This window comes from Streptomyces sp. NPDC006365 (genome assembly GCF_042870755.1).
In the GTDB taxonomy this organism is placed as follows: domain Bacteria; phylum Actinomycetota; class Actinomycetes; order Streptomycetales; family Streptomycetaceae; genus Streptomyces; species Streptomyces xiangluensis.
Map to the genome: position 1 here is coordinate 624,747 of NZ_JBIAHS010000001.1, position 15,033 is coordinate 639,779.

Annotated in this window: 12 protein-coding genes; 7 read left to right on the top strand and 5 right to left on the bottom strand. The window is 70.3% G+C overall.

Annotated elements, in window-relative coordinates; all coding sequences use genetic code 11:
• Positions 1–60: 60 nt before the first annotated feature.
• Genes ACFYO0_RS02850 through ACFYO0_RS02870 form a run of 5 tightly spaced genes read right to left on the bottom strand, consistent with a single transcriptional unit; the run spans position 61 to position 5,021 of the window.
• On the bottom strand, positions 61–1,086 hold the full coding sequence (locus tag ACFYO0_RS02850; protein WP_388669520.1) for a Gfo/Idh/MocA family protein: 1,026 nt from the start codon (positions 1,084–1,086) through the stop codon (positions 61–63).
• Positions 1,087–1,102: 16 nt separating this feature from the next.
• Positions 1,103–2,005 carry a sugar phosphate isomerase/epimerase family protein gene (locus tag ACFYO0_RS02855; RefSeq protein ID WP_388669523.1) on the bottom strand — a complete coding sequence of 301 codons (903 nt, stop codon included), beginning with the start codon at positions 2,003–2,005 and terminating at the stop codon, positions 1,103–1,105.
• On the bottom strand, positions 2,002–2,913 hold the full coding sequence (locus ACFYO0_RS02860) for an ATP-binding cassette domain-containing protein (RefSeq protein ID WP_388669526.1): 912 nt from the start codon (positions 2,911–2,913) through the stop codon (positions 2,002–2,004). Before ACFYO0_RS02860 ends, ACFYO0_RS02855 begins: the two co-directional genes overlap by 4 nt.
• A 9-nt stretch (positions 2,914–2,922) precedes the next feature.
• On the bottom strand, positions 2,923–4,002 hold the full coding sequence (locus tag ACFYO0_RS02865) for an ABC transporter permease (protein ID WP_388670828.1): 1,080 nt from the start codon (positions 4,000–4,002) through the stop codon (positions 2,923–2,925).
• Entirely contained in the window at positions 4,002–5,021 is a 1,020-nt protein-coding gene (locus ACFYO0_RS02870) for a sugar ABC transporter substrate-binding protein (RefSeq protein ID WP_388669529.1), read from the bottom strand. The genes ACFYO0_RS02865 and ACFYO0_RS02870 overlap by 1 nt, the downstream gene beginning before the upstream one ends.
• A 288-nt stretch (positions 5,022–5,309) precedes the next feature.
• Between ACFYO0_RS02870 and iolC the strand changes: the two genes are divergently transcribed.
• The 7 genes from iolC (at position 5,310) to ACFYO0_RS02905 (ending at position 14,996) form a co-directional block, all read left to right on the top strand.
• Positions 5,310–6,260 carry a 5-dehydro-2-deoxygluconokinase gene (iolC, locus tag ACFYO0_RS02875; RefSeq protein ID WP_388669532.1) on the top strand — a complete coding sequence of 317 codons (951 nt, stop codon included), beginning with the start codon at positions 5,310–5,312 and terminating at the stop codon, positions 6,258–6,260.
• Between the two features lie 30 nt (positions 6,261–6,290).
• Positions 6,291–7,169: a deoxyribose-phosphate aldolase gene (locus ACFYO0_RS02880; protein ID WP_388669534.1), complete on the top strand. Its 879-nt coding sequence runs from the start codon at positions 6,291–6,293 to the stop codon at positions 7,167–7,169.
• 49 nt (positions 7,170–7,218) lie between these two features.
• Positions 7,219–8,145, top strand: a complete 927-nt coding sequence (gene iolB / locus ACFYO0_RS02885; RefSeq protein WP_388669537.1) for a 5-deoxy-glucuronate isomerase — start codon at positions 7,219–7,221, stop codon at positions 8,143–8,145.
• A gap of 8 nt (positions 8,146–8,153) precedes the next feature.
• Positions 8,154–10,025, top strand: coding sequence for a 3D-(3,5/4)-trihydroxycyclohexane-1,2-dione acylhydrolase (decyclizing) (gene iolD, locus ACFYO0_RS02890; RefSeq protein ID WP_388669540.1), 1,872 nt, complete (start codon positions 8,154–8,156; stop codon positions 10,023–10,025).
• Between the two features lie 44 nt (positions 10,026–10,069).
• A complete protein-coding gene (locus ACFYO0_RS02895; RefSeq protein ID WP_388669543.1) occupies positions 10,070–11,566 on the top strand; it encodes a CoA-acylating methylmalonate-semialdehyde dehydrogenase in 1,497 nt (498 codons plus the stop codon).
• A gap of 38 nt (positions 11,567–11,604) precedes the next feature.
• Complete coding sequence (locus ACFYO0_RS02900; RefSeq protein ID WP_388669546.1) at positions 11,605–12,390, top strand: GntR family transcriptional regulator; 786 nt, start codon at positions 11,605–11,607, stop codon at positions 12,388–12,390.
• Between the two features lie 137 nt (positions 12,391–12,527).
• A complete protein-coding gene (locus tag ACFYO0_RS02905) occupies positions 12,528–14,996 on the top strand; it encodes a SpoIIE family protein phosphatase (RefSeq protein WP_388669549.1) in 2,469 nt (822 codons plus the stop codon).
• Positions 14,997–15,033 lie beyond the last annotated feature (37 nt).

Sequence of the window (15,033 nt, forward strand, 5' to 3'; positions counted from 1 at the left end):
GGCGCGGGCCGGGGATTCGCTCCCTGGCCCGCGCCTTGATCGGTCTGGCATGACGCCCTGTCAGCTCCGGTACAGCTCAGGGCGGTCGATCAGCTCCACGTCTCTCCGGCCGCCCTCGGTCAGTGCCGTCACGCCCGCCTCGCAGACCGCGGCGGCCGCGTAGCCGTCCCACACGCTCGGGCCGGTGACCTCGCCGCGGCGGGTGGCGTCCACCCACGCCTGCACTTCACGGTCGTACGCGTCCTCGAAGCGCGCCACGAAGTCCGGGGCGATCGAACCGCCCCACTGCCCGGCCGAGTTGACGAGCATCCCGTGGGCGTCACCGATCCGTGCGGTGCCGTTCTCGCAGACCGCCTCCGCCTGAACCTGGTAACCGAACCGGCAGTTGACGCTCATCTCGACGTCGACGACGGCGCCGCCGTCGGTCTCCAAGACGACGAACTGCGGGTCCTGGAGGCCCTCGGGCGCGTTGGACGACGGCCTGGGCTTCATCACGGTGACCGCGGTGATCTCCTGGTCCAGCAGCCACCTGGTGATGTCCATCTCATGCACGACGGCGTCGTTGATGAGCATCTCACTGGTGAAGCCGGGCACCGGGAGGGTCGCGTTGCGGTGCCGGTTGTGCAGCATCAGCGGACGTCCCAGCCGGCCGCTGTCCAGCAACTCCTTGAGCCGCATGTACTCGGCGTCGTAGCGTCGCATGAACCCGACCTGCACCCGCCGGTGGCCCAGCTTCTGCTCCGCCTCCATGACCCGCAGCGCGGAGGCAGCGTCCGGCGTGAGCGGCTTCTCGCACAGGACGGGCAGGTCGTGCGCGAAGGCCATGAGCAGAGCCGCCTCGTGAGCGGGACCGGGGGAAGCGATCAGCACCGCGTCCACGTCGTCCGCCGCCATGGCGGCGGCGGGGTCGGTGTACGCGGTGCAGCCGTCGATGCCGTCGGCGAGCCGCTCGGCCCGTTCGGTGTCGATGTCCACGACCGCCGCCACCCGCGCACCGCTCGTCACCTCGTTGATACGACGCACATGGTCGGCCCCCATCGTGCCGGTGCCGACGACGGCCACGCCGAGCGGGCCGCGCTGGGTCATGGGCTGGTGTCCCCTCTCAGGCGCCGCAGGAGCGGAGGAACTTCCGGGTGCGCGTGGCGATGGGCAGCGGCTTGTCCGGCTCGCACGGGTACATGTCCTGCTCGACGATCGCGAACAGTTCGACGCCGAGGTTCTGTGCGGCGACCAGCACCGGCTCCAACTCGGGTACGCCGGACGGCGGTTCGCACATCACTCCGCGCTGGACGGCGGGCCCGAACGGCACCTCGTTCTTGACGACGTCGGCGAGGATCTCCGGGTCGACCTGCTTGAGGTGGAGGTAGCCGATGCGCTCGCCGTACGTCTCGATCAGCTTGACGTTGTCGCCTCCGCAGTAGGCGTAGTGGCCGGTGTCCAGGCAGAGGCTGACCAGAGCGCTGTCGGTGGAGTCGAGGAAGCGCTCGACGTGTTCCTCGGTGTCGATATGGGTGTCCGCGTGCGGGTGTACGACGATGTCGAGACCGAAGCGCTCCTTCACCTCGTGCCCGAGCCGCTCCATGCCCTTGGTGAGATTGGCCCACTGACGGACGGTCAGCTCGGGCGGCTCGATCAGCTCGGCGGTCTTGTCGTCCCGCCAGAACGACGGGATGACCACCAGGTGCTTGGCGCCCATGGCCCGGGTCAGATCGGCTACCTGGCTGACGTGCTCCCAGGTGGAGTCCCAGACGTCGGGGCCGCGGTGCAGTGCGGTGAAGACCGTGCCGGCCGACACCTTGAGGTCGCGCTTGTTCACCTCGTCGGTGAGCCTGGCCGGGTCGGACGGCAGATAGCCGTACGGGCCGAGCTCGATCCAGGAGTAACCGGCCTCGGAGACCTCGTCCAGGAAGCGTTCCCAGGGCACCTGGAGCGGATCGTCGGGGAACCACACGCCCCATGAGTCGGGAGCCGAGCCGACGCGGATGCGGTCGAGGGCGTTGGTCACGATGCGGTCCCTTCGGACGTCACTACGGGGGCTTTGAGGTCCCGCTCCTCGGGGAGCTCTTCCACGTCGACGCCGCGGACTTCCGCCAACTCGTGCTTGAGCGCGGCCAGTTCGGCACCGCCCGCCATGTGGTTGGTGAGCTCTTCCAGGCTGACCTGGCTGCGGTCGGCGGACAGCTCCATGGTGCCCAGGCGCAGCACGCTGAAGTAGTCGCCGACCATGTAGGCGTGGTGCGGGTTGTGGGTGATGAAGATGACGCCGAGTCCGCGGTCGCGGGCGGCGGCGATGTACTTCAGTACGACGCCGGACTGCTTGACGCCGAGCGCGGCGGTCGGCTCGTCCAGGATGAGGACGCGGGCGCCGAAGTAGACGGCGCGGGCGATGGCCACGGACTGGCGCTGGCCGCCGGAGAGCGTGCCGATGGGCTGGTCGAGGTCGTCCAGGACGATGCCCATGGCGCGCAGTTCCTCGTCCGCGGTCTTCTTCATCCGCGCGATGTCGAGGCGGCGGATCGGCCAGGGGCCGCTGGTCATCTCGGAGCCGAGGAAGAAGTTCCGCCACACCGGCATCAGCGGGACGACGGCGAGGTCCTGGTAGACGGTGGCGATACCGCGGTCCAGTGCCTCGCGCGGGGTGCTGAAGCGCACCGGTTCGCCGTCGACGAGGAACTCGCCCTCGGTGTGCTGGTGCAGCCCGGAGATGATTTTGATCAGCGTGGACTTGCCGGCGCCGTTGTCGCCGAGGACGCAGGTCACCCTGCCGGGGTGCACGGAGAGGGTCACACCGTGCATGGCGCGGATGTTGCCGTAGGACTTGCCCGCGCCGCGCAGTTCGACGATCGGCTTCTCGGCCTCGGGAGCGTCGTCCTTGACGAGGGCCGCGCCGGCCGTGGATCCGTTGCTTGTCATGGGATCAGATCACCTCCGGGTGGCCGCGTTGCGGACCCACAGATTGACGAGGGTGGCGCCGAGCAGCATCACGCCCAGGAAGGCCATGAACCAGTCGGGGTTCCAGCCGGCGTACACGATGCCCTGCTGCACCATGCCGAACATGAAGGCACCGAAGACCGGGCCGATCGCGGAGCCGTAGCCGCCGGTCAGCAGACAGCCGCCGATCACCGCCGCGGCGATGTAGATCAGCTCCTGGCCGACGCCCTCGCCGGACTGGACGGTGTTGAAGGAGAACAGCTGGTGCATACCGACGAACCAGGCGCCGAAGCCCACGCCCATGAACAGCGCGATCTTGGTGAACGTCACCGGCACACCGACCGCGCGGGCGCTGAACTTGTTGCCGCCGACCGCGAAGGTCCAGTTGCCGAACTTGGTGCGCAGCAGCAGCCAGGTGGCGATCGCCGCGAAGATCAGCCAGTAGAAGACGGTTATCTTCACCCCCACGCCACCGATGTTGAAGGTCGAGGCGAAGACCGACTTGGCCCCCTCGAAGCCGTCCATGTCGCTGATGTCGTTCGTCGCGACGTTGCCGGTGACCAGCTTGGTGACCGCCAGGTTGACGCCCTGCAGGATCAGGAAGGTGCCCAGGGTGATCAGGAAGCTCGGCAGTCCGGTCTTCACCAGCAGCCAGCCGTTGAACGCGCCGATTGCCAGCGACACGATCAGGGCGACGATGACGCCCACCCAGACGTTCATCGTCAGCTGGTAACTGACCATGCTCGCGGTGAGTGCCGAGGTGAGCACGGCGACACCGGCCGACAGGTCGAACTCGCCGCCGATCATCAGCAGCGCCACCGGCAGGGCCATCAGGCCGATGGTCGACGACTGATAAAGGATCGTGGCCATGGAGCCGGCCTCACGGACCGGCGGCGCCGCGATCAGGAAGAAGACGAACACCGCGACGGCTCCGAGGAAGACGCCGACTTCGGGCCGGGCAAGCAGCCGCAGCCACATGGGGCGCTGCGAGGTCCGGCCGTCGGTTTCCTTCTTGGGGCCGGAGGCCGGCGGTGCGGACACCGCCGGCGCAGCCTGCTGGGTCATGGGGATCACCGAGTACCCTTCGCGGCGAACTTCGCTATGGACTCGACGTTGGACTTGTCCACGAAGGCCGGGCCGGTGAGGACCGGAGCCTCGCCGCCGCCGCTGTAGTTTCCGTTGTTCTTGTAGAGCCACAGAGTGTCGATCGCGAGGTAGCCCTGCAGGTAGGGCTGCTGGTCGACGGCGAACTCGATGTCGCCCTTCTCGATGGCGCCGGTCAGGTCCTTGTTGAGGTCGAAGGTGGCGACCTTGGCCTCGCTGCCCGCCTCGGACACCGACTGCACGGCCGTCAGCGCGTACGGGGCGCCGAGCGTGACCACTTCGTCGATGGAGGTGTCCTGCTTGAGCTTGGCGGTGATGGTCGACTTCACGGACGGCATGTCGGTGCCGTTGACGTAGAGGTTCTCCGTCTTGCCCTTGAAGGTCTTCTTCACGCCCGCGCAGCGCGCCTCGAGCCCGACGTGGCCCTGTTCCTGGACCACGCAGACGGCGTTCTTGGCGCCGGACTCGTTGAGCCTGTTGCCGAGGGCTTCGCCGGCGATGCCTTCGTCCTGGCCGAAGTACGACAGGAGGCCCATGCTCTTCCAGTCGTCCACGCCGGAGTTGAGGCCGACCACGGGGATACCGGCCTTCTCCGCCTTGGCCACCGCTTCCTTCATGGCGTCCGGCTTGGCCAGCGTGACTGCGATGCCGTCGACCTTCTGGTCTATGGCGTTCTGGACGAGGTTGGCCTGCTCGGCCGCGGTGGGGTTGCTGGAGTAGATCAGCTTGACGTTGTCCTTGGCGGCAGCCGCCTCCGCGCCCTTGCGGACGATGTCCCAGAAGGTGTCGCCGGGGGCCTGGTGGGTGACCAGGGCGATGGTCATGCGGGGAGTGCTGGCCTTGCCCGCGGCGAGGTTCTCGCCGCTCTCCTCGGCTTCCTTGCCTCCGGAGCTGCTGGAGCAGCCGGTGGCGATCAGTGCTGTCGCGGCGGCTGCGGCCACGAGTATGGGGAGTCTGCGGGAGCGGGGGCGAGACGTACGGTCCATCTTTCCGGCACCTCACTGTGCTGCGGGGAAATAGGGAGCGGGCGAGGACGCGGGCCGGGCAAACGCCCGCACCCTGGGAGCCCGTGCGAAGAACATACGCCGGGCCACATGCCGAGGAACTTTCGGCTGCACTTGTTGGGACGGGATGTAAGCCGCTGATGAGGTGCCGTGTCAATACTTTGTTAAGACATCATTTCACGAGCACGTGAGAATGTCAGTACAAACTATTGACAGGGTCCCGTCCGGCGACTTACACCTGAGGGCATCCACAAGAACGAGGAGCGACGCATGACCGAGTCCTTCGACCTGATCACCATGGGCCGTATCGGCGTCGACCTCTATCCCCTCCAGACCGGCGTCCCCCTCACGGACGTCGACACCTTCGGGAAGTTCCTCGGCGGCTCCGCGGCGAACGTCGCGGTGGCCGCCGCGCGCCTGGGCCGGAGAACCGCGATCATCACCCGCACCGGTAAGGACCCCTTCGGCGCGTATCTGCACCAGGCGCTGGGGGAGTTCGGAGTCGACGACCGCTGGGTCACCCCGGTCGACGCCTATCCGACGCCCATCACTTTTTGCGAGATCTTTCCCCCCGACGACTTCCCGCTGTACTTCTACCGGCAGCCCAAGGCGCCGGACCTGGAGATCCGCACCGAGGAGCTCGACTTCTTCGCCATCCGCTCGGCCCGGATCTTCTGGATCACCGGGACGGGCCTGAGTGAGGAGCCCAGCCGCTCGGCCACCCTCGCCGCCCTCAAGGCGCGCGACAAGGCGGGCACCACCGTATTCGACCTCGACTGGCGCCCCATGTTCTGGAAGAACCCGGCCGAGGCCCGCCCGTACTACGCCGAGGCCCTCCGCCACGTCACGGTCGCCGTCGGCAACCTCGACGAGTGCGAGGTCGCGACAGGCGTACGCGAACCGCACGCCTGTGCCGAGGCCCTGCTCGAGGCGGGCGTGGAACTCGCGGTCGTCAAGCAGGGACCCAAGGGCGTCCTCGCAGTACACCGCGACGGCACGACCGCCGAGGTGCCGCCGGTGCCCGTCGAGGTGGTCAACGGACTCGGCGCGGGCGACGCCTTCGGCGGTTCGCTCTGCCACGGGCTGCTGGCCGGCTGGGAGCTGGAGAAGACCATGCGGTACGCCAACGCGGCCGGAGCCCTCGTCGCCTCCCGCCTCGCCTGCTCCTCCGCAATGCCGACCACCACCGAGGTCGAGGATCTCGTCGCCTCCCGAGGCTGACCCCGACGCCCCCCTGAACGGAGCCAACCCTTGAGCCTCACCATCCCCGACCTCGTCAGAGTGCGCGCCCGGCACCCGGAGGCCATCGCCGAAGCCGCCGCCCGCCGAAGCCGCCGCCCGCTCATCGGCGACAGCGGACGTCTCATGATCGTGGCCGCCGACCATCCGGCCCGCGGCGCCCTCGGTGTCGGTGACCGCCGTCTGGCCATGGCCAACCGGGCCGATCTGCTGGAGCGGCTGTGCATCGCGCTGTCCCGGCCCGGGGTGGACGGGGTGCTCGCCACCGCCGACATCCTGGAGGACCTGCTGCTCCTCGGCGCCCTGGAGAACAAGGTCGTCATGGGCTCGATGAACCGCGGCGGGCTCGCCGGGGCGTCCTTCGAGATGGACGACCGCTTCACCGGACACCGCCCCGAGGACATCGCCCGGCTGAACTTCGACGCGGGCAAGCTGCTGCTGCGCATCGACTACGACGACCCCGGCTCGCTGGCCACCCTGGAGTCGACCGCGCGGGCCGTCGACGCCATGGCCGAGCGTCGACTCCCGTTGTTCGTCGAGCCGTTCATCTCCCGCCGGGTCGAGGGGAAGGTACGCAACGACCTGTCCGCCGAGGCCGTCACCCGCTCCATAGCCATCGCCTCGGGCCTCGGCGGCACCTCCGCCTACACCTGGCTGAAGCTGCCCGTCACCAGCGACCCGGACGACATGGCCGCCACGCTGGAGACCTCGACCCTGCCGGTCGTACTACTGGGCGGCGAGGTGGGCAAGGATCAGGAGGGCGCGTACGAGAGGTGGCGCAAGGCGCTGCGGCTGCCCACCGTCCAGGGCATGGTCGTCGGCCGTTCCCTGCTCTACCCCGCGGAGGGCAGCGTCGAGACCGCCGTGGACACCGCGGTCGGGCTGCTGTGAGCCTGACCCGGAGGAACCACGCGATGACCGGACCAGGAGGAGCCGACCGATGACCAACACGCACCACCTGCCCCTGGGGAAGGCCACCAGCGAGCAGTACGCCGTCGACGTCACCCCTGAGAGCGCCGGCTGGGGCTACTCCAGCCTGCGGGTGCTCGAACTGCCGCCCGGTGGCACCCACCACCTCACGGCCGGGGACAGCGAGTGGATCGTACTGTCGCTCAGTGGCGGCGCCACCGTCGCCGTCACCGACGACTTCGGCGGTGAGACCTACCAACTGCACGGCCGCGCCGACGTGTTCAGCGGCCCCAGCGACTTCGTGTACGTCCCGCGCGACGCGACCGCGAGCCTCACCTCCCCGGCGGGCGGACGCTTCGCGCTCACCGGCGCCCGCTGCACCCGCCGCCTGCCCGCCCGCTACGAGCCCGCCTCCTCCGTCCCCGTCGAACTGCGCGGCAGCGGCAACTGCTCGCGCAAGGTCCACAACTTCGGCGCGGCCGGGGTCTTCGAATGCGACAAGCTCATCGCCGTCGAGGTGATCACCCCCGGCGGCAACTGGTCCTCGTACCCGCCGCACAAGCACGATGTGAACCGCCCCGGCGAGGAGTCCGAGCTGGAGGAGATCTACTACTTCGAGTTCGCCGACCACGAGGGCACGCCCGGCCTCGGCTATCAGCGGGTCTCGCCGTCCGGTCAGGGCCACGGCACGGACGTACTGGCGGAGGTGCGCGGCGGCGACGTCGTACTGATCCCGGACGGCTGGCACGGTCCCTCCATGGCCGTGCCCGGGCACGACATGTACTACCTGAACGTCATGGCGGGCCCCGGCGCCGAACGCGCCTGGCTGATCTGCGACCACCCCGACCACGCCTGGATTCGCGACACCTGGCCGAGCCAGCCCGTAGACCCCAGATTCACCATCCCCCACTCTCGGCTTCGCTCGAGCGGGGGGACCCCCATCACCCCGTCTCAGTGAGGTAACCGATGAGCCCCACCCGCCGCCTGACCGTCGCCCAGGCGCTCGTGCGCTTCCTCGCCGCGCAGTACACCGAACGCGACGGCGTCCGGCACCGCCTCATCGCCGGCACCTGGGGGATCTTCGGGCACGGCAACGTCGCGGGGATCGGCCAGGCGCTGCTGGAGGCCCAAGAGGAGACCATGCCGTTCCACCAGGGCCGCAACGAGCAGTCCATGGTGCACGCGGCGGTCGGCTACGCCCGCCAGCTCAACCGGCTCTCCGCGCAGGCCGTGACCACCTCCATCGGGCCCGGCGCCACGAATCTGGTCACCGGCGCAGCCCTCGCCACCGTCAACCGGCTCCCGGTGCTGCTGCTGCCCGGCGACTACTTCGCCACCCGCATCGCCGACCCGCTGCTCCAGCAGCTCGAACACCCGGTCTCGGCGGACGTGTCCGTCAACGACACCCTGCGCCCGGTCTCCCGCTACTTCGACCGGATCAACCGCCCCGAGGCCCTGATCTCCTCCGCCCTGAACGCCATGCGCGTACTCGCCGACCCCGTCGAGACCGGGGCTGTCACCCTCGCCCTGCCGCAGGACGTCCAGGCGGAGGCGTACGACTGGCCCGAGGAGTTCTTCGCCGACCGCGTCTGGCAGGTGCGCCGCCCCGCGCCCGAACCGGCCGAACTCGCCGAGGCCACACGCGCGATCCGGGCCGCCGAACGGCCGCTGATCGTCGCGGGCGGCGGCGTCCACCACAGCGAGGCCGAGAACGCGCTGAAGGCGCTGGTGGACGCCACCGGCATCCCCGTCGCCTCCACCCAGGCCGGCAAGGGCTCGCTGCGTCACGACCACCCCGCCGACCTCGGCGGCATCGGCCACACCGGCACCGCGGTCTGCGACGACATCGCGCGCACCGCCGACCTGGTCATCGGCGTCGGCACCCGCTACACCGACTTCACCACCGCCTCCGCCACGCTCTTCCAGAACCCCGACGTCCGCTTCCTCAACCTCAACGTCACCGCCTTCGACGCCCACAAGCTCGCCGCCCGCACCCTGGTCGCCGACGCCCGCGCAGGGCTCGACGCACTCACCGAGGCGCTGTCCGGCCACCGTGTGGACGCGGCGTACGAGGCCGAGTACCGCGCGGGCAAGGAGCGCTGGGAGCAGGTCGTGGACGCCGTCTACCGGGCGGACGACGAGAACCAGATCCCCACCCAGACGCAGGTGCTCGGCGCCCTGGACTCCGTGGTCGGCGACGACGACGTGATCATCAACGCGGCCGGCTCGCTCCCCGGCGACCTCCACAAGCTGTGGCGGGCCCGCTCCCCGCGCCAGTACCACCTGGAGTACGGCTACTCCTGCATGGGCTACGAGATCCCGGCGGGCATCGGCGTACAGCAGGCGGCGCCCTCGACTCCCGTATGGTCCCTGGTCGGTGACGGTACGTACCTGATGATGCCGACCGAGATCGTCACCGCCGTCCAGGAAGGCCTGCCCGTCAATCTCCTCCTCATCCAGAACCACGGCTACGCCTCCATCGGAGGCCTCTCCGAGGAGACCGGCGGCGAGCGGTTCGGCACCGCCTACCGCTACCGGGCGGCCGACGGCACGTTCAGCGGCGCGCCCCTGCCCGTGGACCTCGGCGCCAACGCGGCCAGCCTCGGCATGGACGTCCTGCGCGCCAAGACCGTCCGCGAACTGCGCGACGCGCTGGCCACCGCCCGCGCCTCGGACCGCCCGACCTGCGTGTACGTCGAGACGGACCCCACACCCACCGCCCCCGCGGCCCAGGCATGGTGGGACGTACCGGTCGCCGAGGTCGCCTCCCGTGAGGCGGCCAACCGGGCCCGCGAGAATTACGACCAGCACGCGCAGGGACGCCGCCGGCACCTCTGAAGCCCCTCGCCCGACCCCCCGCTCACGAAAAGGACCCGCACGCCATGAAGACCATCAGCCACTGGATCGGGGGCAAGCCCGTCGAGGGCACCTCCGGCCGCTTCGGCCCCGTGTACGACCCCGCCACCGGCGCCCAGGACAAGCAGGTCGCGTTCGCCACCACCGACGAGGTGGACGGCGCCGTCGCCGCCGCCAAGGCCGCGTTCGAGAGCTGGGGCGCCGCCTCGCTCGCCAAGCGCACCGCTGTGCTGTTCAAGTACCGCGAGCTGCTGGATGCGCGCCGCGACGAGATCGCCGCACTGATCACCGCCGAGCACGGCAAGGTGCACTCCGACGCGCTCGGCGAGGTCGCCCGCGGCATGGAGATCGTGGAACTCGCCTGTTCCATCCCGCAGTTGCTCAAGGGCGAGCTGTCCACACAGGTCTCCACCCGGGTGGACGTGGCCTCCATCCGCCAGCCGCTCGGCGTCGTCGCGGGCATCACGCCGTTCAACTTCCCGGCCATGGTGCCGATGTGGATGTTCCCGGTCGCCATCGCCTGCGGCAACACCTTCGTGCTCAAGCCGAGCGAGAAGGACCCCTCCGCCTCGTACCGGCTGGCGGAACTGGCCTCCGAGGCGGGCCTGCCCGACGGCGTACTGAACGTCGTGCAGGGCGACAAGGTCGCCGTGGACCGCCTCCTGGAGCACCCGGACATCGCCGCCGTGTCCTTCGTCGGCTCCACACCGATCGCCAAGTACATCCAGATGAAGGGCATCGAGCACGGCAAGCGCGTCCAGGCCCTCGGCGGCGCCAAGAACCACATGCTCGTCCTGCCCGACGCCGATCTGGACTTCGCCGCGGACCAGGCCATCAACGCCGCGTACGGCTCGGCCGGCGAGCGCTGCATGGCGGTGTCGGTCGTCGTCGCGGTCGGTGACACCGGCGACGAGCTGGTCGGCAAGATCGCCGAGCGGGCCAAGGGACTGAAGATCGGCCCCGGCACCGACCCCGCCTCGGAGATGGGCCCGCTGATCACGCGCGAGCACCGCGACAAGGTGGCCTCGTACGTCTCCGGTGCGGCGGCGCAGGGTGCCGAGGTCGTCGTCGACGGCACGGCCTACTCCGTCCCGGGCCACGAGAACGGCTTCTTCCTCGGCGTCTCGTTGCTGGACAAGGTGCCGGTGACGGCGGACGCGTACCAGGACGAGATCTTCGGCCCGGTGCTGTGCGTGGTGCGCGCCGACACCTACGACGACGCCATGAAGCTCATCAACGGCTCCCGCTGGGGCAACGGCACCGCGATCTTCACCCGCGACGGCGGCGCCGCCCGCCGCTTCCAGCTCGAGGTCCAGGCGGGCATGGTCGGCGTCAACGTGCCGATCCCGGTCCCCGTCGGCTACCACTCGTTCGGCGGCTGGAAGGACTCCCTCTTCGGCGACCACCACATCTACGGCAACGACGGCATTGCCTTCTACACGCAGGGCAAGGTGATCACCACCCGCTGGCCCGACCCGGCCGACAGCGGCGGCATCAACCTCGGCTTCCCCAGCCACTCCTGACGGCTCTCGAGCAAGCGACGCGAAGGGAGGGGGTTCTGGTGGCGAAGAAGGGGCGGGCCGTTCGTGCCAGAACCGCCTCCTCGGTCGACGGCGTCGAGTTCGCGCTGGACCGGGGCAGTCCGATCCCGCTCTACTACCAGTTCGCCCGGCAGCTGGAATCCGCGATCGAGCACGGAACGCTCGCGCCCGGCGATCTGTTGGGCAACGAGATGGAGATCGCCGCGCGGCTCGGGCTGTCCCGGCCCACCGTCCGCCAGGCCATGCAGTCCCTGGTGGACAAGGGCCTTCTGGTGCGTCGCCGCGGCGTCGGCACCCAAGTGGTGCACAGCCAGGTCAAACGCCCACTGGAGCTGAGCAGCCTCTACGACGACCTGGACTCGGCCGGGCAGAGCCCCGCCACCAAGGTCCTGCGCAACGAGGTCCTGCCCGCCTCCGCGGACGTCGCCGCCGCCCTCGGCATCCCTGAAGGCGGCGACGTCACGGTCCTCGAGCGGCTGCGCCTGACCCACGGCGAGCCGGTGGCGTACCTGTGCAACTACCTGCCCGCCGCACTCCTGGACCTCGACACCGCCCGGCTGGAGGAGACCGGCCTCTACCGGATGATGCGGGCCGCCGGGATCACCCTGCACAGCGCCCGCCAGAGCGTCGGCGCCCGCTCGGCCTCCGCTGCGGAGGGCGATCTCCTTGACGATCCGCAGGGCGCCGCGCTGCTCACCATGCGGCGCACGGCGTACGACGACACCGGGCGGGCGGTCGAATACGGCACCCACGTCTACCGCGCCGCCCGCTACGCCTTCGACTTCCAGCTGCTCATGCGCGCCTGAGCCGGTGACTTCCGTGGGCCCGGCCGCCCGCGCGGCGGTACGTTGGGGCAATACCGGACACCGGTGGCGGCAGCCGCACGGGGCACCGGCCGACGGTGTACGACAGCAGACCACTCTCGGGGACGGAGAGGGTCACGGTGGTGACGAGCGAGGAGAGCGGAGTCACGGGGCGGCGGTTCGACGTGGCGGACGCCGCGCCGGTGCTGCTGGACGCGGCCACGATGGTGACCGGCTGGAGCGGCGACGCCCAGCGGCTGTACGGATACTCCGCGCCCGAGGTCCTCGGCCGTGGCGCCGCCGACCTGCTGATGCCCGAGGACGCCGCGCGTCTTCCGGACCTGATCGAGCGCTGTGAACGGGGCGGCGGCTGGGCCGGTCCGCTGTCCGTACGCCACCGGGACGGGCACCCGGTCGCCACGATGGTGCGTATCGTTCCCGCCCTGGCGCCGGACGGCCCCGCGCGCTGGATGGTGCTGGCCTCCGACATGACCGGCGCCGCGGGCTGGGACATGAGCCGTGCAGTCCTGGAGCGGCTGGCCACCCAGGCGCCGATCGGCCTCGCCATCGTGGACACGGATCTGCGGTATGTGTGGTCGAACACGGCCATGCAGCAGTTCGGCGGCGGACCCGCGCACGAACGGCTCGGCAAGCGCCTTGCCGACATCCAGCCGGGCCTGGATGCCGAGGCTTTGGAAGCCGTGATGCGTCAGGTGCTGCACACCGGTGTGCCGATCGTCGACCACGAACACGTGGGCCGGGTACAGTCCGCTGCGTACCGGGAGTCGGCGCACGCGATGTCGTTCACCCGGCTCGAGGACGACCACGGCAACCCGATCGGCGTGTACTACACGGTGGTCGACGTCACCGAGCGCTACCGGGCCCGTAGGCGGCTCACCCTGCTCGACCAGGCCGGCGAGCACATCGGCCGCACACTGGACGTACGCCGCACCGCCCAGGAGCTGGCAGACGTGGCCGTGCCAGGGCTGGCCGACTTCGTCGCCGTGGATCTCCTGGAGTCCGTCCTCGAAGGCGGCGAGCCGCTGTCCGGGCCGTTGGACGAGCCGGACGGGGTGCCGCTGCGGCGGGCCGCTCACCAGTCGGTGAACGCGGGCGTCCCGGAAGCCGTCGTCGCGATCGGGCAGGTCGCCCGGTACCGGGCCGGGGCACCGCCGATCCGCTGTCTGACCAGTGGCAGATCCTGGCACCAGGAACGGCTCGACCCGCTGGCCACGGAGTGGGCCGCCGACATACCCGGAGGCAGGGCCGCCTCCTTCCTCGACCTCGGACTGCACAGCGTGATGATCGTGCCGATCCGGGCGCGGGGCACCACGCTGGGGATCACCACATTCTTCCGGCGGGCGTGGCAGGACCCCTTCGAGGCGGACGATCTGAGCCTCGCCGAGGAGTTCGTCGCCCGCGCGGCCCTGTGCCTCGACAATGCCCGCCGCTATACGCGCGAACGCGACGCCGCTCTCGTACTGCAGCGCAATCTGCTGCCGCACCGGCTTCCCGAGCAGGACGCCATGGAGGTCGCCGCCTGCTACCGGCCGGCCGACGAACTGACCGGCCTCGGAGGCGACTGGTACGACGTCATCCCGCTGTCGGGCGCCCGGGTCGCCCTGGTGGTCGGGGACGTGGCGGGAGGCGGCATCGAGGCCGCCGTGGCCATGGGCCGGCTGCGCACCGCCGTCCAGACGCTCGCCGACCTGGACCTGCGCCCCGAGGAGGTGCTGGCACATCTCGACGACGTGGTCGTACAGGCCGCGCACCAGGACGACACCGAGCCGAACTCGCGCGGCGGCGGCGTGCACGCGGTGGGCGCCAGTTGTACGTACGCGGTCTACGACCCGGTCGCCGGGCAGTGCGCCTTCGCCGCCGCCGGTCACGCCGCGCCCGCCATCGTGGTTTCCGGCGGCACCGTCGACTTCCTCGAACTGCCGGCCGGCCCCCTCCTCGGCGTCGGTGGCACGCCCTTCGAGTCGGTCGAACTGCCGCTCGCGGAAGACAGTGTGCTGGCCCTCCACACCAACGGCCTGCTCGCGGGCGTCGGGCTCGACCCTGGTGAGGAGGCCGCCGCGGGCCGGGAACGGCTGCGCCGTGCGCTGGAACGGCCGGAGCCCCTGCTCGACGACCGTTGCAAGGCCGTGGTCGACGCCCTCGTCCCGGCGCGCCCGCCGGACGACGTGGCCGTGCTGATGGCCCGCGCCCGCCGCCTCGACCCGCACCGGATCGTGTCCTGGGAACTGCCCTCCGACCCCGCGGTCGTCGCCGACGTCCGCAGGCGGACCGCGCGGCGGCTGACCGAATGGGATCTGGACGAGCTGACCTTCACCACCGAGCTCGTCGTCAGCGAACTGGTCACCAACGCCATCCGGCACGCCTCGGCACCGATCAGGCTGCGCCTGATCCTCACCCGGACCGCCCTGATCTGCGAGGTCTGGGACGGCAGCGCCACCGCCCCACACCTGCGCCATCCCAAGACGACCGACGAGGGCGGCCGGGGACTCTTCCTGATCTCGCAGTTCACCCAGCGCTGGGGCTGCCGCCACACCCGGGACGGCAAGATCATCTGGACCGAGCAGTCCCTCACGGACCCCGCCGTGTGATACGCCGATACGGTCGGATCCTCGGCGCGCGCGGAGG